Consider the following 15,413-nt stretch of genomic DNA (forward strand, 5'->3'; position numbering starts at 1 on the left):
TATCATGTCATTATCAACATGTCAATAACTATTTTTTAAGTTTTTTCAGAAACGTGATATAACGTCCACTTCCAGAATCAACGCTGTTAAATTTATCATGTATTTCTTCCTCGGTCAACTATAAATTAAGCATTACTTTGTGAAATGATTTTTCGATCAATTATTATTATTCGTTATACAAACGTTTTCTACATATTTTGAAAACAAAATTCACTAAAAAATTATCTATAGCAGAACATTTCAATGTCTTTTCTGGATCAAACAATAAAAAAAGAAGTTTGAAAAAAATTCAAACTTCTTTGTTCGCTTAATCTGTATTTTAGAAGAAAGGCACTCCCTCTACTTCGTAAGTTCCAAGAACAGAGCGCATTTGACCTGGTTCTTCCCAAATATATCCTTCGCCTAATTCTTCTCTTTGATTCTTTTGTTCAGTCTCAAAGACAAACAACGGAACATTTTCCTGATTAATATGTGTATTTGTCAATTCCATCAAACTAATCTTGCTAACATCGATATGAACTATTTCTTTTAAGAAATTAAGTATATTCGCTAAACCAGTCTTCCCTTCAGAAAGTTCCGCTAACGCAAATTCCAACTTGTCATCAATTGAATGGACCAAAAATTTTTTAGAACCATCCTCCAAATGCAACATAATTGTACCAGCAACTCTTTTGCTTGCCAAAATTTCCACCTCGATCACCTTGTTCTATGGCTTACATAAAAATTCTAGCACATTTTCAGAAAAAATACACACTTTTTATTTCTTATTTTCTTTCCGTTCTAATTCAGATAACGCTTCTTCTATCCAAATAGGTAACTGCTCCGCAATAGTAGCAAAACCGATTTTACGATTTTTATTCGTGAAATATCTTTTTCTACGATAAGGAACAGCTGGATTTGTTTTTTCTAACGTTCTTAAAGATAAACTGATTTTTTTGGAATATTCATCAATGTCGATGATCTGAACGGTTACTGGCTGCCCGACTTTTAACAATGAATGGATATTTTTCGTATAACCGGATTGTACTTCCGAAACATGAATAAGTCCTTGCGTCTCATTATCAAGAGAGACGAATGCCCCATAAGGCTGTATCCCTGTTACTTTTCCTTCAATTATTTGTCCAATTTTATAAGTCATCTACTTCCCTCTCTTCGCATTTATCATTATACTGTAAATAGCTCAAAAAAAGAAGCGACGAAAATGACTGGAGGTATTGAGATGATCGAATTTGATAAAAAGATTTCAAGAAAAGATACAGAAAGTGTAAAATGGGACGCGATTGCCGAGACATATCAAATGGATGATTTACTTCCTTTGTGGGTAGCAGATATGGATTTCTTATCTCCCGAGGGGGTAGCTAATGCGTTTAGTGAATACATCAAACACGGAATCTTTGGTTATGCCACTCTGTCTGATAAACTCTATCAGGCTATCATTCATTGGGAACGTCAACGCCATGCTGTTGAGTTGACGAAAGAAAATATTGTTTTTACAAGTGGTGTGTTGACTAGTTTAGCTGCAGCAGTACAAACTTTTACAAAACCAGGTGATTCTATTTTGATTCACGACCCAGTTTATCCTCCATTTTCCTCTATTATAGAAACAAATCAACGTCACATTGTTCGAAGCTCTTTGCTAGAAAAAAATAATCATTTTGTCATGGACTTTTCTGACATGGAGAAAAAAATAGAAGAAAACAATGTAAAAGCAATGATCTTGTGCAATCCTCATAATCCAGGAGGTCGCGTTTGGAACAAAGAAGAATTGAAACAGTTAAGCGAATTGTGTTTAAAACATCGAGTGTTTCTGTTTAGTGACGAAATCCATCAAGATTTGACTTTATTCGATCATACATTTACTTCCATGCTGACGATTAATCCCGATTTGGACGATTTGCTCATTGCCTTTACTTCTGCAACAAAGACTTTCAATTTAGCTGCAATCAAAAATTCAATGGTATTTATCAAAAATCCAGAGCTGAAAGATAAATTTGAAAAACATCTAGTGATGAATCAACAGCACGAAATCAACACTTTTGGTTTGATTGGGACTCAAGCGGCTTATGAGACCGGTGGAGAATGGTTAAGTCAACTGATTCCTTATCTAGAAAAAAATGTTCAAACAGTTAATCAGTTTTTTGAACAGCATCTTCCGAAAGTGAGAATAATGAACCCTGAAGGAACTTATTTAATGTGGTTGGATTTTACCGCTTATATTTCAGACGACCAGAAATTAGAGAACACTCTAGTGAGAAAAGGAAAAGTCGTATTAAATCCTGGTATCACATTTGGTCCTTCCGGTCATGGACATATGCGCTTGAATATTGCTTGTCCAGAAGAAACTTTACTAGAAGGACTCCATCGAATCAAGCACGCTTTAGAAACAATCGAATAAATCAGTTATCAAAGTAAAAGGACGAGACCTTACTAGGTTTCGTCCTTTTCTATAATTACTCCGTATCATACCAAACTATTCTGAAATTTCAATTGTTTCTATCACTACATCATGTACAGGGCGGTCTTGTGGACCACGTTGCACATTTGCAATTTCATCTACTGTATCCATTCCTTCCAGTACATGTCCAAAGACTGTATGTCGGAAATCTAGCCAAGGGGTTCCGCCACCTTTATACGCTTCAATGATTTCTGATGGGAATCCAGCACCTTCCAATTGTCCAAGCATATTAGCTGGCACATTTGTGTTATTTACAATAAAGAATTGGCTTCCGTTTGTGTTTGGACCTGAATTTGCCATAGATAAAGCTCCGCGAAGGTTGAACAGTTCACGACTGAATTCATCTTCAAAACTTTCGCCATAAATACTTTCTCCACCCATCCCTGTTCCAGTTGGATCGCCGCCTTGAATCATGAAATCAGGAATAACACGGTGAAAAATCACGCCATCATAATAACCTTTTTTGGAAAGTTCAATGAAATTTTGAACCGTCTTCGGTGCTAGTTCAGGGAATAATTGGACAGTAATATCACCACGGTTTGTTTTGATAACAGCTTTTGGTCCTTTTTCACTTTTTAAATCTAGTTGTGGGAATCCCATATTGTTTCCTCCTATTATTTGCATACTTCATAAATAATAATAACATAATACCTAACCTTCCGTAAAAATACTAGATTTGTTTTTCTTTATTTTTTCATCACTGCCTGCATTCCATGAATAAATTCTATGACTGACCATTTCAACTTCAAATATTTTTGAGAAGCATTCTCAATTAAATTCTGCTATAGTGTGAAAAGGGAGGAATTTTTTATGGAAATCTATGACATTACAATTATCGGTGCAGGTCCTGTGGGGATGTTTGCCGCTTTTTATGCAGGAATGCGCCAAGCTAAAACAAAAATCATTGACAGTCTACCTCAACTTGGTGGTCAATTAGCAACATTATATCCTGAAAAATATATTTACGATATCCCAGGTTATCCAGCAATCAAAGCAAGTGAATTAATCGATCAATTAGAAAAACAGTTAACTACTTTTAACCATACATTTCATTTAAAAGAAGAAGTTCTCTCGCTTACTCGTGAAGACGAAGTTATCGAGATCACTACAAATAAAGGCATACATTATTCTAAAGCAGTCATTTTAGCTTTAGGAAATGGTTCATTCCAGCCAAGAAAATTGAATTTAGATAATGCTGAAGCATTCGAAAACCACGGATTGGATTATTTCGTAAATGATTTGATGAAATATGCCGGAAAAAAAGTTGCTATTGCTGGAGGCGGCGATTCTGCTATCGATTGGGCATTGATGTTGGAGCCTATTGCAAGCGAAGTTTACCTGATCCATCGTCGTCCGGAATTCCGTGCGCATGAACATAGCGTATCACGTTTGAAGTCTTCATCTGTCAACTTGCTTACTCCATATCTAATCGATGGATTGTCTGGCAACGATGGAGAACTGTCAGATATCCGCTTAAAAAAAGTGAAGAGCGATGAAACAATTGATTTGATGATTGATGCTCTGATCGTCAATTATGGATTCACTTCTAATTTAGAACATCTCTCTTCTTGGGGACTTGATAGTACCAGAAATGCCATCACTGTAAAATCAGATATGTCTACTTCTATTCCAGGTGTTTATGCAGCTGGTGATATCTGTACCTATGAAGGAAAAGTGAAACTGATTGCTACTGGGCTCGGTGAAGCACCTACCGCAGTGAACAATGCTTTACACTACATTAATCCAAAAGAACGGACTCAGCCTGGTCACAGCACAAGCTTATATGATAAAAATCTTCGTCCTAGTTGATTTTTTAGATTCCTCTGCATTTCAAGCGAGATCCGAAAGCAGTTTCTTGCATTTTTTTCATGTTCCGTTAACATGAAATAGAGAAAGAAAAATAAAGGGGGAGCAATAATATGGTCGTCAAAACTGAGACTTTAGAAGAAAAAGCAAGAGAACTATTGAAGGAACGTGGCGTAACTGTAGAAGATATCGCACAACTTGTCATGTTTTTACAAAAAGACTATATTTCTGATTTGACTTTGGCAGATTGTACTGAAAGTGTCAACAGCGTATTAACAAAACGTGAAGTACATAACGCCATTATCACCGGAATCCAATTAGATATATTAGCAGAAAAGAAAAGATTGATGGATCCGTTGCAACACATTATCGAAGATGACGAAGGTCTTTACGGTATCGATGAGATCTTAGCTTTATCAATCGTGAATGTTTACGGTACGATTGGCTTTACGAACTATGGCTATATCGATAAAGTGAAACCTGGTATTTTAAAAGAACTAAACAGCCACGATGGCGTTCATGTCCATACCTTCTTAGATGATATCGTCGGAGCAATCGCCGCTGCTGCTGCCAGTCGATTAGCACACAAAGAACCAGAAAAAAGAAGTCGACTTACTCAATAAATCAAAAAAAGAAAGAAAACGTCTATTTAGACGAGTTCTTTCTTTTTTGTTTGTTTCAAACTATTTTTCCCTAAGAAAAGAAAAATAGCAAAAAATACTTCTAATACTACAAAGAACAAGATAAAGCTATGCATGAAAAATTCTTCTGGAAGTACATTGATGATTGGATCAGTTACAGGATCGAATAACCAGTCATCGTTGTTGAAAAACGTTTCATGAAAAAGGATAAAAAAGCGATCAAATCCAATCATCATGAAAAAACCGAAAATAACTGGCAGCAACATGCCAATCTGAAACGGACGAATCAATCGCCAAAGACGATCATTCTTTTGCAAATATCTGATAAACAAAATACTTGGGATCAGAGTGATGAAAAATACAGCATAATCCACTAAAAACAAAATTTTCACTTCATAAAAATGATGAGCTCCGCTAGCAGAAACTGGAAAGTCCGGCAAACTGAGGACTGTTTGGAAGGGATTATTAAGATAATTCATCAGGTGATCAAAATTTTTCAGTAATGTCTCTTGGTCTAAAGAAGTATAATCCAAAATATGCAAATGTCCGATATCAAATACATACAGCGGTCGAAAATTGATCGTCACTCCAACTGCCAAACTGATCAGCGTCAGAAACAGGCTGAATAATCCGGCATATTCCAACCACCGCCATCTCGAATTTTTCATATTAGAAGCTCCATTCATCCAATGATCGTTTCACATAGGTAGCTGGGATAGGCAGCCCAGGTACATCTTCTTCTTTTGTGAAACCTGATAAAACGAGCAAAGTATCGATATTATTACGTATCCCTGCTTGGATATCTGTTTCATAGTTATCTCCAACCATGATTACTTCTTCTTTTTGCAGACCTAATACTTCAACGGCTTTATCCATAATGATTGCTTCTGGTTTTCCGATATAAATTGGTGGAGTTTGGGTTGCTGTCTCGACGAAAGAGATGACTGACCCAGCTCCAGGAAGAAGACCTCGTTCTGTAGGTATATTCTTATCCGGATTCGTTCCAATGAAAGTAGCCCCTTTTTGAATAGCAAGAGTTGCTTTGACGACCTTTTCATAGGTCAAATAATTATCTAGCCCTACTACTACATAGTCAGGAACCTCTTCTTCCCATGTAAATCCGGCAGCTAAAATCAAGTCAATCAATCCGGCTTCTCCGATAACATACACTTTTTTTCCTTTTCCATCTGTTTTCATGAAATCAATTGTAGCCAAAGTAGCTGTATAAACTGTTTCTGGTGCTACATGAATGTCAAACTCATCTGCTAGACGATTAGCCACTGTTTCTGGCGACTTAGTCGTGTTATTCGTAACAAATAAGAAAGGCAATTTCCTTTTTTGTAATTCTTCCACAAACCGTTTTCCTGCCGGTATAGGTTCCGTCCCACGATAAATCGTCCCGTCTAAATCAATTAAATATCCTTTATAATCCATTCATCCACTACTCTTCCCTTTTTCTTATCGTAAATGCTGTTTTTGTTTTTTCCACTTGTTTAGATTGTTCCTGTTTTTTTACTTTTTCAGAGGTTTTTGCTGACTCTGTTTTTCGGTTTTTAATAACCGGTTTTTTCCGATTCGATGTGACTGGTCCTTTTTTCTCATCGATATACGCACGATTATGGTTTTTTTTCTTTTTTCGGCGCTGAGTTGTCTTTTCTTTTTTACCGCCGATTCTTTCGATGACAAAATACGCACAACCAAAATTGCAATATTCGTAAAGATAGTCTTCCAATGAATCAATTCGCTGATCCGGATGCGCCCGTCGATTATCCGCTCGGAAGAATCCTTTTAAACGTAGTTGTTCATAACCCCAATCTCCTACGATATAATCATATCGGGCTAATACATCACTGTATCGTTCTCCCAGTTTTTCTGCATTAAATCCTTCACGATAATCGGACACAAGCCGATAATGTCTTTCGCCTACCAAAAAATTACTGTCATCTAACAGCGTCACTAATTCACCTTTGACTTTTTCTGCTTTCGGCTCCTCGACGATTTCTTCCAAAGCAGCTGTCAATTCTTCTGTGACTGTTTTTTCCTGTTCAGCTGATGACTTTTTCTTAGCAATTTCTGTTTTATGCTCAACGTTCTGCTGTTCATTTTGTTTTGCAGACATGCGTTCACCACCTATCTTTTTTATTATACCTTGTTTTTATTTGATTGGGTAGTGAGCTTTCAAGTAATCTCCTACCACGCTTCGGATAAATTCAGGAAACAAAAATTCATTTTTTCCAACAATTTCGATCGTTGGAAAAAATGGGACAAACATTAGATGATCGACGGTAGTAAAAGTATAATTTTTAGTCGGATCGACTGGCTTGTTCTTCCAAAAGACTTGGTGGTTAACAGAATCATACGTGATTCCATTATAGACCATCTGTCCAAAAATCTTGCCGCGAAATCCCATTCCCTTAATCGGATAGTTACGTAAAAAAAGACGATTTTTTTCTATTTCTAAAACTAAACGAATCAGATCATTTCCACCCAATGTGACATTCAGCAAGTGCATTGGATGCGGCAATGCCGTGTGAAGCTGATCTTGATTGACACGTCCTTTTGGAATTTCAGTTAAAAACAGACCACTGTTTAATATTGCGGCGTCCGTCTTTCCTCGTTCTTTCACCGCCTCAAGGGCTACTTGGATAAACGAATGCTCACTGAAGATATCTAGGCTTAAAGAAAACGGCAAATCCGCTACTTCTTTTTCTTTTAGCAGCTCATGCCCCTGTTCTAAGTAACCGTTTACCTCTTGTTCATCTTCTGTAAAAGCTGTCATTGTTTCTGTAGGGATGGCTTTGGCCGAATGCTTAAGGATTTTTTTTTCTTCATCGATGGTTAAATGGACTTCTCCCACATACTGACCGTATTTGCCAGCTGCTGCTATTTGGACATCGTTGACTACATGACCTTCTCTGAATAAATGATGGGTGTGCGAACCTAAAATAACATCAATTGCTGGTATTTCTTTTGCAATTTGTAAATCATCTTGAATCCCGAGATGACTCATCAAAACTAAAACATCCACTTGTGGACGTAAATCTTCGACTAATTCCGGCAAAATATCATATGGATTGCGTATGTCCCAGCCATTTGGATTATACGTAAGCGGGAACGGGGCAGTAAATGCAATCAAGCCAATTTTTGTCTGGTGTTTCGTTGTAATGATTTTATACGGTTTCGTCCATATCGGTGGCTGCAACGTATTTTTATCGAACAAGTTATCAAGGATGATATCAAACTCAGCATGATCATATAAATGATTTAGATCTTCTTTGGAATTTCCTACGCCTTCATTGTTTCCTATCGTCGCTGCATCATAACCAACTTCATTCATCAGCAAGATATTCGCCTGTCCATTCGTTGCCTCTGATAATGGATGCCAACGATCCACAAAATCACCTAGATCGACTGTAATCGTTGTTGTATTTTCTTTCTTTTCGTTTTCTCGTTTACGCTGATCTAAGAATCTTCTGATCCTTGGCCAATTTTCTAAATGTGAATGCAGATCATTCGTATGTAAAATCACTATTTTTTCCATGTGTCCTCTCGCCTCTCTTTATCTTCATCATACCACAGGCAGCTTTTTCTTCCATTGAAACAAGCTCCATTTCAGAGCTTTTCCTGCCTAAAAGCAAATTACATAAGTATAATATTCGATAAAATAGTCTGGCTAAAAGAACGAAAAACCATTCAGTTTTATAGCCTAATTATTTCTAGAAATAAAAAAAAAACAGACCCGAAAGTCTGTCGTCGTTTCATTATAATCAGACACATGGCGGAACCTGCTTAGTGCTGCTTCCTTCCAGACCTGACACGCTTCACAAGCCCACCATTGTCCTAGCCTTTCGGCAAAGAATAGTATACCTTATTTTTCATTCGTTGACTAGTCTTTTTTTAATTTCTTTTTTCGCTGACGTAGCTTTCGAAAAAAGTCAGTCAAAATCATCCCGCATTCGTCTTCTAAAATGCCACCTTCTACATACGCTTGATGGTTGAATCGTTCGTCTTCCAAAAGATTCATCAAAGTGCCGGCTGTTCCGCCTTTCGGGTCATATGCACCGAAATAAACTTCTGCTACACGAGACAAAATCATCGCGCCACTGCACATAGGACAAGGTTCCAAGGTAACAAAAAGAGACGCATTTTCTAAGCGCCAACTTCCAACTTTTTCACAGGCTTCCTTGATTGCAAGCATTTCTGCATGTGTAGTAGCATCTTGTGTCGTTTCTCTAAGGTTATATCCTTTTCCAATTACTTCTCCCTCTAATACAACCACTGCTCCAATCGGAACCTCATGGAGCACTTCTGCTTTTTTTGCTTCTGCCAATGCAAGGCGCATCCATTTTTCTTTATCTACTGCATCAAGATTTGTATTAACCAATTATCCTTCCCTGCCTTTGTTTTTTCTTGTTTTACTTTAGCATATGACAAAAAGGCTGTAACTAACTTTTTTTTCTATGGTAAAATAAATACAAGAGGTGAACAAGATGAAAATGAATAAATTACTTGCTCTTTACCCACAAGCACAGAAAAAAAGCTGTCCAGCGTCAGAAGCTGATATCCTTTCTTTTGCAGTTGATGATGCTTTTATTTGGATCAAAAGCGATTCACTATCCCAACAAGAAACTAGTCTTTTGAAAGCGTTATTCCCTATAGTCAGCGATCAAAAAAAACATCCATGGTATCACTATCTTTTTAAAGATGCTTCTTGCATCCAAGAAAAAAGCTTTCGCTTGATCCAGCTTCACGTCGAATCGAAAGGAGAATTCTTAAAAAAAGAATGGCAAGATACTATTTTGGAATTATTTCGCTATTCTGCTGATTTCTTCTTTTATACAGATACTGATGCTCTCTTGATCGAACAAAAAAATTGTGATTATCTTGATGCTGCTGAGATCAATGGTATTTTTCTATCTTTAGATGCTGATTTTGATACGACAACGTCTGTATTCGTTGGTTCTTTTCATTCACCAGGTAGCGACCTTGTCCCTTTGTTTGCTGAAGAAAGAAGAATTTTTTTAACAGAGCAAAACAATCTCTATACTCACAGCCGTACTTTTTCTATGCAAGATGTTGCTTTACATTACTATACAAAAGATGTCATGAAAGATAGTGCGTTGATCAAAAGTTACATAGAACTGATCAAACAAAATGAAATGGAAGAGATTATTCAAGAATTATGGAATGAATTAGGTAATGTCAGCTCTGCTGCAAAAACATTGTTTCTTCATCGGAATACGCTAAAATATCGAATCGAAAAATTTCAAGAACAATCAGGTTTCAATCTAAAAAAAGCCAATGATTTACTGTTTTGCTACCTTTTATTGATTCATGAACATGATTAAAGATAAGTTAAAGGGGTTATGACAAAAATTTTGTCACAACCCCTTATTTCGAATGAATAGTGTTCAAAAGCTAGTTTCTCTTACATCATTTTTTCAACAAAATGCATAAGGCGATCTTTTACGTCTTCGGTTGAGTCTTTGATGGAATCACCGTAAACAGAGATTTTCTTTTTTCCTGATTTTATTTTTGCTAACATCCCCATCAAAGAATCCAAGTCACTATCTGAGAGATCATCTACGATTTCCATCAATTTTTCATTTCCATCGAATTTGTCATGGACGAATTTTTTTACTTTTGTCCGAGTAGTCATATGATGGATCTTTTCCATTACTTTTCCCGATACGACGACTGCTGTCGCTACACTGGCAGCGGCTGCTACGCTTAATCCAATTGTTACTTTTGTTGATGTTTTCATAAGTATCAGCTCCTTTTTATCTACTTCAATCATAGCATAGACAAAAAAATAAACGAACTAATCCACTCATCGAAATCAGCGAAATCTTAATCCTTTAGGAAAAAAGTTCTTTACTGTTCCTTTTACTTGTTTACCAAAACCGACAGGTATCTTATCCAATACTAATAAAACCCATCCTTGATCCCCATCACGTTGAAATGTTTCTCCTGCTGTGTAAGATTGCCATTCCTTTTGAGTGATCGACAAACAAGGGATGTTTTCTGTCTTTTTCATAGCAAGTGCTAAGGCATAGCTAGGTTCAAATCGATTCTTTTTGAAATCTCCTAAATGCAAACCTGTACGCATGACTTTCAAACCATCAAGAGAAGGGAGCAACTCAGGAACTTCCCAAAGATGATCGTTGAACACTAAAAGTCTCCCAGTGATTTCATAATGGAAATCCATTGAAAATTCCGTCCAAAGTTTTTCCTGCTCTTTTGTCAATTGTTCTTTCCGTTTCTTACGTACTTTCTTTTCTTTACACGTCGGGTTTTGTCCATGAAAAGTCAACTTTGCGACAAAATGCCCTTCTCCTTGATTTTCATGAGGCCATATACGTACTGTTTTGTCCAAACCATCTACGCTTCCCCATTCAGGACGTCCTGAACTAACGGTTTGAGACAAAGGGATTTCTTCAATTGTTACTGGATAATTTTCTACAAGCCAGCTAATAATCTCTTCATTTTCTTCTGGTGCAAACGTACAAGTAGAGTAGATCAGCTGCCCTTCATGTTTTAGCATCTTTATTGCTGAAGACAAAATCTCTTGCTGACGTTTTTGACAGTGTAGCGGAGATTCTTCTGTCCACTCTTTTACTGCATTCGGGTCTTTTCTGAACATCCCTTCCCCTGAACAAGGCGCATCAACCACGATTCGATCAAAAAAACCGGAAAAATGAGGAACAAGCTCTGCAGGTGCATGATTTGTCACTATTGCGTTCGAAACTCCCCATCGTTCTATATTTTCTGATAGGATCTTCGCGCGTTTCGGAAATATCTCATTTGACACTAATAACCCTTTGCCTCTCATTTGAGCAGCTAATTGGGTCGATTTACCGCCGGGAGCCGCACACAAATCCAACACTTTTTCTCCGGGTTTTGCTGCAGCAACTGTTCCAACGATCATTGCACTTGGTTCTTGGCTATATTCGTACCCAGCTTGATGGAGGAAAGACTTTCCATTCACAGTGCCAAGAAATCCCTCATTGCTGTAGGGAGCGGGTTGCAATTCTTCGCTATGGTAAGTTTGAACCATAGCCAATCCTGCCGGTTTTAGTGGATTCCACCGAAATCCTTTTTTTGCGCTTCCTTGCTCAAGTGCGCAAAAAAATTCAGTTGATTCTTCGCCTAAAAGAAGACGGTATTTTTTGATAAATTGCTGTGGTAACGTTGTAGCTTCCTCCTTCATTCAAATGTTTCGTTAGACATTTTACAATCTTTTTTACGAAAAATAAAGGTGGCTGATCTACTTTTTCATGTTGCTTCCTAAGATAACTGGTCCTTTAAGATACTTTCCAAGTATTCATTCGTCACCTCGTTTTTATCCCAAACAGCGTTCATCGTTTCAAAAAAATCTTGAGAAAAATTATCTGAGCTTAAACTTCCCAATGCATTAAGCCAAAGCAATTCAAGCAACTTTTCTTCTTTGATTTTCGTGTGGCTTTTGATGTATGAGAAAAATGGCCGTTTAAATAGCGAATTCATGTCTAATTCAGATTTTGCAATGATTCCACGGATACTTTCATGGATAGAAAAAAAATCTTTCAGCAAGTAGACTGTGCTTAGAACATCATTGGAATTGCATTCAGCTAAGTATCGTTCAAAGCAAACAGTGATTTCTTCTAATATTTTCTCCTTTAACCCGCTGATCGATTTGAAATGTGTATAAATCGGATATGTAGAGCACCCGCAGAAATCCGCCAGATCTCTTGCAGTAATTGATTTCATTCCATATTCTTCCACATATACCATACTTTTGAACAGCAAGTATTCTTTACTATAATTCGTTACTCTCCCCATTATTCTTACCTCCTTCCCTCTTCAACTACCCTCTAATAAATAACATAGAAAATTAAAAAAATAGCGAAATAATCACTGATAACCTTCATAATCACTTTAGATATATCCATTAAAAATCAAGTATATTTACTTCTTATACAAGAAAGCCTTGACAAAACATCCTATGAAATAAACAATAGAATAAACAAGGTGATAACAAGATTTAAATAACAATATATACAAACAAAAGGCGGTACTCTGTGAGAATAACACACACTGAAATGACTTTCCACTCACAGTTTTTGTCTAACTATATACAAAAACAGAATAAAAGGAGGCTATTATGTTAATTGAAGCAAGAAAAAAAGAGTTGCTTGTTCTGCACAGGGTCATTCAAAAAAAAAATTGTTCTTTACAGGAATTAGCCAATGAATTGCATATTCCAAAACGAACAATCAAAGAGTTGATTCGGAAAGTAAATTTTTCGCTCAAGCAATTTTTATTGATGGAGGAATTTATTTATTCTAACCATAAAGGAGAGATCTACACCAAAGAAACCGATCAGCCTAAAAAGCTAGCTGTTTTTTATAAGTTAAGATTACGCTACCTACAAGAATCCAATCGTTTTAATTATTTAATGTTGCTGATCAATTATCCACAATCTGCTGTACCAAAAAAGTATTTACTTGAACAACTTTATATATCGCCCTCCTATCTCGAAAAGCTGACAAAACAGCTCAATCATTCATTAAATAAATTCCATTTAAGGATCGTATCTGTACAAAACTGCTGTGTTCTTGAAGGAAACGAATTATCTATCCGCCTTTATCTTTATTTTTTTCTTTCAGATACATTCGAAGGAGACGATTGGCCGTTTTCCTCTCTTGAATTAAATACACTAAAAAAGAAAAGTAAGGATGAGCACAGAGAAAAAAATCCAAAACAAGAAAAAAACATCTATTTATTACTTGCTTTATTCATATGTCGTAACAGACAACAGGCACGTTTTTCGAAAATTTCTCCTGAAATTACTGAATTAATGGATTTGTTGCAGCGTACACATGATTATTCAGAATGCTTTACTTCTTTTTCAGCGATTTATCCCTGTGAAGAGGTAGAAACGGAAAGAGCCTACTTCAATTATTTTTTCTATTGTTTTTTTCCAAATCAAATTTCATTCCAACAAAAACAGGTGATTGGTTTCTTATTTTCCACAAGCAAAAACCTTATTTGCCAACAAGTCGATCAATTGATGACTTACTTAACTCAACAGTTTCCTATCAATCATTTGGAAGACAAAAAACCGATCTATTTTTATTTTCTCGTACTAGCAGTTATTCTTTTGGAACTGTTAGGTGAATCTAGCAGTAGCTTTTCTACACTCTGCTTTCCAGAAACTACCTCCAATCAAACAGCTTCTTTTATACAGGAAAAAAAATTAAGAGAAAAAATCGACACAATTTTTTCAAACTCTAGAAAAAAAGTTCAATTAAGTCAATACCTTAGTCAATTGATCCAACACTTATTACAAACAGAAATGAAAGAACAATTACTCATCCACTTGCAGATAACCAAACCATTCACAGGGAATTACCATCTGCAAAGTCATTTACAGAAACTATTTCGCAATGAAGCAATCAAGATTATCGAATATCCTGAACATGCTGATTTGATTATTACAGATCAGCATGAGAAAATATCAGCTGAAACGGAAACTTTCTATCTAGATACAAACCACGATACAGTATTATTCGGTGAGTTGATAAAAGCGATTCAAGAACTGTATATGAAAAAAAGATATGAGAATAAAACAAAGAGCGTGGGACAAAAGTAAAGAACACTTTTGTCTCACGCTCTAAACACGTATAAACGGCGGAAGCAGAAGCAACTCCTTCGGAAATAAGCTGAAATTCACAAAAATTTGAAAAGCAATTTTCGTGAATTCCTTCTTATTTCTTGGAGTAAAACGCTTCTGTCCCAGCCTCTTTATGTTAATCTCTTCGGTTACCGCCAAACAATAAAATCAGACGCAGTAGTTGCAAGAATGTCGAAAGCGCCGCTGCAACGTAAGTCAATGCCGCTGCAAACAATACGTGTCTTGCCATCGGTACTTCTTCTTCCGTCAGCAGTCCGCCTTCACTCAAAATTTGGATTGCTCGACGAGATGCGTTGAATTCAACTGGTAATGTCACCAATTGGAAGAGTAACGCTAAAGAAAAAGCAAAAATCCCGATATTGATCAACGTAGAGTTCCAACTAAGCAATACACCTACCATAATCAATGGGAACGAAATCATCGAACCAAAGTTAGCTGCGGGAACAAGTGCCGCACGGATCTTCAATGGAACATACCCCGAAGCATCTTGCACCGCATGTCCGCATTCATGAGCTGCTACACCTATCGCAGCAACTGAAGTAGATTGCGCAGTCGCTTGAGACAGGCTCAGCATCTTATTACCTGAATTGTAGTTATCTGTGAGATCTCCGGCAATTTGTTGAACGCCAACATTATTTATTTGTTGGCTTTGCAATATATATTGTGCTGCTTGTGTACCAGTCACGTTGTTTTTGCTTCTCACTTGATCATATTTGCGGAAAGTACTATTGACATAAGCAGACGCAATTCCGGAAATGACTAATCCAAGAATGACCAAAAGAAATGTCGGATCTAAAAAACCATACATTCCATAACCATACATTGTCGTTTCACT

17 protein-coding genes and 1 other RNA gene are annotated in these 15,413 nt (G+C 36.7%); 5 read left to right on the forward strand and 13 right to left on the reverse strand.

Annotation, left to right across the window (positions count from 1 at the left end; genetic code table 11):
- Window positions 1-319: 319 nt before the first annotated feature.
- Window positions 320-682, reverse strand: a complete 363-nt coding sequence (locus tag HMPREF2988_RS00005) for a hypothetical protein (RefSeq protein ID WP_002310196.1) — start codon at window positions 680-682, stop codon at window positions 320-322.
- Window positions 683-757: 75 nt separating this feature from the next.
- Window positions 758-1,138: a CvfD/Ygs/GSP13 family RNA-binding post-transcriptional regulator gene (locus HMPREF2988_RS00010; RefSeq protein ID WP_002290989.1), complete on the reverse strand. Its 381-nt coding sequence runs from the start codon at window positions 1,136-1,138 to the stop codon at window positions 758-760.
- A gap of 63 nt (window positions 1,139-1,201) precedes the next feature.
- Between HMPREF2988_RS00010 and HMPREF2988_RS00015 the strand changes: the two genes are divergently transcribed.
- The gene (locus HMPREF2988_RS00015) at window positions 1,202-2,395 is read left to right on the forward strand and encodes a MalY/PatB family protein (RefSeq protein ID WP_016853423.1); all 1,194 of its coding nucleotides are present in this window, start codon (window positions 1,202-1,204) and stop codon (window positions 2,393-2,395) included.
- A gap of 75 nt (window positions 2,396-2,470) precedes the next feature.
- Here the strand turns inward: HMPREF2988_RS00015 and HMPREF2988_RS00020 are convergent, their stop codons facing one another.
- Window positions 2,471-3,055, reverse strand: a complete 585-nt coding sequence (locus tag HMPREF2988_RS00020) for a peptidylprolyl isomerase (RefSeq protein WP_002290993.1) — start codon at window positions 3,053-3,055, stop codon at window positions 2,471-2,473.
- 210 nt (window positions 3,056-3,265) lie between these two features.
- Between HMPREF2988_RS00020 and HMPREF2988_RS00025 the strand changes: the two genes are divergently transcribed.
- Window positions 3,266-4,264 carry an NAD(P)/FAD-dependent oxidoreductase gene (locus HMPREF2988_RS00025; protein WP_002315792.1) on the forward strand — a complete coding sequence of 333 codons (999 nt, stop codon included), beginning with the start codon at window positions 3,266-3,268 and terminating at the stop codon, window positions 4,262-4,264.
- A gap of 110 nt (window positions 4,265-4,374) precedes the next feature.
- The gene (locus HMPREF2988_RS00030) at window positions 4,375-4,884 is read left to right on the forward strand and encodes a phosphatidylglycerophosphatase A family protein (RefSeq protein ID WP_002290997.1); all 510 of its coding nucleotides are present in this window, start codon (window positions 4,375-4,377) and stop codon (window positions 4,882-4,884) included.
- Between the two features lie 26 nt (window positions 4,885-4,910).
- Here HMPREF2988_RS00030 and HMPREF2988_RS00035 read toward each other — a convergent pair whose 3' ends face one another.
- The 6 genes from HMPREF2988_RS00035 to tadA all read right to left on the reverse strand — a co-directional run bounded on the left by HMPREF2988_RS00035 (window position 4,911) and on the right by tadA (window position 9,286).
- Window positions 4,911-5,570, reverse strand: a complete 660-nt coding sequence (locus tag HMPREF2988_RS00035; protein WP_002310190.1) for a TIGR01906 family membrane protein — start codon at window positions 5,568-5,570, stop codon at window positions 4,911-4,913.
- Between the two features lies 1 nt (window position 5,571).
- Window positions 5,572-6,336 carry a TIGR01457 family HAD-type hydrolase gene (locus HMPREF2988_RS00040; protein WP_002290999.1) on the reverse strand — a complete coding sequence of 255 codons (765 nt, stop codon included), beginning with the start codon at window positions 6,334-6,336 and terminating at the stop codon, window positions 5,572-5,574.
- A 7-nt stretch (window positions 6,337-6,343) separates the two neighbouring features.
- Complete coding sequence (locus HMPREF2988_RS00045; RefSeq protein WP_002328966.1) at window positions 6,344-7,021, reverse strand: YutD family protein; 678 nt, start codon at window positions 7,019-7,021, stop codon at window positions 6,344-6,346.
- Window positions 7,022-7,057: 36 nt separating this feature from the next.
- Window positions 7,058-8,443: a bifunctional metallophosphatase/5'-nucleotidase gene (locus HMPREF2988_RS00050; protein ID WP_070769753.1), complete on the reverse strand. Its 1,386-nt coding sequence runs from the start codon at window positions 8,441-8,443 to the stop codon at window positions 7,058-7,060.
- Between the two features lie 220 nt (window positions 8,444-8,663).
- An RNA gene (gene ffs, locus HMPREF2988_RS00055) (signal recognition particle sRNA small type) lies at window positions 8,664-8,748 on the reverse strand.
- Between the two features lie 40 nt (window positions 8,749-8,788).
- On the reverse strand, window positions 8,789-9,286 hold the full coding sequence (gene tadA / locus HMPREF2988_RS00060; protein WP_002291003.1) for a tRNA adenosine(34) deaminase TadA: 498 nt from the start codon (window positions 9,284-9,286) through the stop codon (window positions 8,789-8,791).
- Between the two features lie 106 nt (window positions 9,287-9,392).
- Between tadA and HMPREF2988_RS00065 the strand changes: the two genes are divergently transcribed.
- The gene (locus HMPREF2988_RS00065) at window positions 9,393-10,250 is read left to right on the forward strand and encodes a helix-turn-helix domain-containing protein (protein WP_002315790.1); all 858 of its coding nucleotides are present in this window, start codon (window positions 9,393-9,395) and stop codon (window positions 10,248-10,250) included.
- An 80-nt stretch (window positions 10,251-10,330) separates the two neighbouring features.
- Here HMPREF2988_RS00065 and HMPREF2988_RS00070 read toward each other — a convergent pair whose 3' ends face one another.
- From HMPREF2988_RS00070 to HMPREF2988_RS00080, 3 genes are all read right to left on the reverse strand, one after another.
- Entirely contained in the window at window positions 10,331-10,666 is a 336-nt protein-coding gene (locus HMPREF2988_RS00070; RefSeq protein WP_002291007.1) for a hypothetical protein, read from the reverse strand.
- Window positions 10,667-10,741: 75 nt separating this feature from the next.
- Window positions 10,742-12,112: an RsmF rRNA methyltransferase first C-terminal domain-containing protein gene (locus HMPREF2988_RS00075; RefSeq protein WP_002315789.1), complete on the reverse strand. Its 1,371-nt coding sequence runs from the start codon at window positions 12,110-12,112 to the stop codon at window positions 10,742-10,744.
- Window positions 12,113-12,189: 77 nt separating this feature from the next.
- Window positions 12,190-12,726 (reverse strand): TetR/AcrR family transcriptional regulator, encoded by a 537-nt coding sequence (locus HMPREF2988_RS00080; protein ID WP_180363516.1) that lies wholly within the window; start codon window positions 12,724-12,726, stop codon window positions 12,190-12,192.
- A gap of 319 nt (window positions 12,727-13,045) precedes the next feature.
- Here HMPREF2988_RS00080 and HMPREF2988_RS00085 point away from each other — a divergent pair, with 319 nt between their 5' ends.
- Window positions 13,046-14,536 carry a helix-turn-helix domain-containing protein gene (locus HMPREF2988_RS00085; RefSeq protein WP_070704724.1) on the forward strand — a complete coding sequence of 497 codons (1,491 nt, stop codon included), beginning with the start codon at window positions 13,046-13,048 and terminating at the stop codon, window positions 14,534-14,536.
- 157 nt (window positions 14,537-14,693) lie between these two features.
- On the opposite strand, the gene HMPREF2988_RS00090 is transcribed toward HMPREF2988_RS00085, so the two are convergent.
- Window positions 14,694-15,401 carry a zinc metallopeptidase gene (locus HMPREF2988_RS00090; protein WP_002287139.1) on the reverse strand — a complete coding sequence of 236 codons (708 nt, stop codon included), beginning with the start codon at window positions 15,399-15,401 and terminating at the stop codon, window positions 14,694-14,696.
- Window positions 15,402-15,413: the final 12 nt, after the last annotated feature.

Source organism: Enterococcus sp. HMSC061C05 (genome assembly GCF_001814765.1).
Classification (GTDB): domain Bacteria; phylum Bacillota; class Bacilli; order Lactobacillales; family Enterococcaceae; genus Enterococcus_B; species Enterococcus_B lactis.

Coding starts and splice junctions, on each gene's coding strand:
- HMPREF2988_RS00010 (WP_002290989.1), bottom strand. CDS start 1,138: ATGACTTATAAAATTGGACAAATAATTGAAGGAAAAGTAACAGGGATA.
- HMPREF2988_RS00015 (WP_016853423.1), top strand. CDS start 1,202: ATGACTGGAGGTATTGAGATGATCGAATTTGATAAAAAGATTTCAAGA.
- HMPREF2988_RS00020 (WP_002290993.1), bottom strand. CDS start 3,055: ATGGGATTCCCACAACTAGATTTAAAAAGTGAAAAAGGACCAAAAGCT.
- HMPREF2988_RS00025 (WP_002315792.1), top strand. CDS start 3,266: ATGGAAATCTATGACATTACAATTATCGGTGCAGGTCCTGTGGGGATG.
- HMPREF2988_RS00030 (WP_002290997.1), top strand. CDS start 4,375: ATGGTCGTCAAAACTGAGACTTTAGAAGAAAAAGCAAGAGAACTATTG.
- HMPREF2988_RS00035 (WP_002310190.1), bottom strand. CDS start 5,570: ATGAAAAATTCGAGATGGCGGTGGTTGGAATATGCCGGATTATTCAGC.
- HMPREF2988_RS00040 (WP_002290999.1), bottom strand. CDS start 6,336: ATGGATTATAAAGGATATTTAATTGATTTAGACGGGACGATTTATCGT.
- HMPREF2988_RS00045 (WP_002328966.1), bottom strand. CDS start 7,021: ATGTCTGCAAAACAAAATGAACAGCAGAACGTTGAGCATAAAACAGAA.
- HMPREF2988_RS00050 (WP_070769753.1), bottom strand. CDS start 8,443: ATGGAAAAAATAGTGATTTTACATACGAATGATCTGCATTCACATTTA.
- HMPREF2988_RS00065 (WP_002315790.1), top strand. CDS start 9,393: ATGAAAATGAATAAATTACTTGCTCTTTACCCACAAGCACAGAAAAAA.
- HMPREF2988_RS00070 (WP_002291007.1), bottom strand. CDS start 10,666: ATGAAAACATCAACAAAAGTAACAATTGGATTAAGCGTAGCAGCCGCT.
- HMPREF2988_RS00075 (WP_002315789.1), bottom strand. CDS start 12,112: ATGAAGGAGGAAGCTACAACGTTACCACAGCAATTTATCAAAAAATAC.
- HMPREF2988_RS00085 (WP_070704724.1), top strand. CDS start 13,046: ATGTTAATTGAAGCAAGAAAAAAAGAGTTGCTTGTTCTGCACAGGGTC.
- HMPREF2988_RS00090 (WP_002287139.1), bottom strand. CDS start 15,401: ATGTATGGTTATGGAATGTATGGTTTTTTAGATCCGACATTTCTTTTG.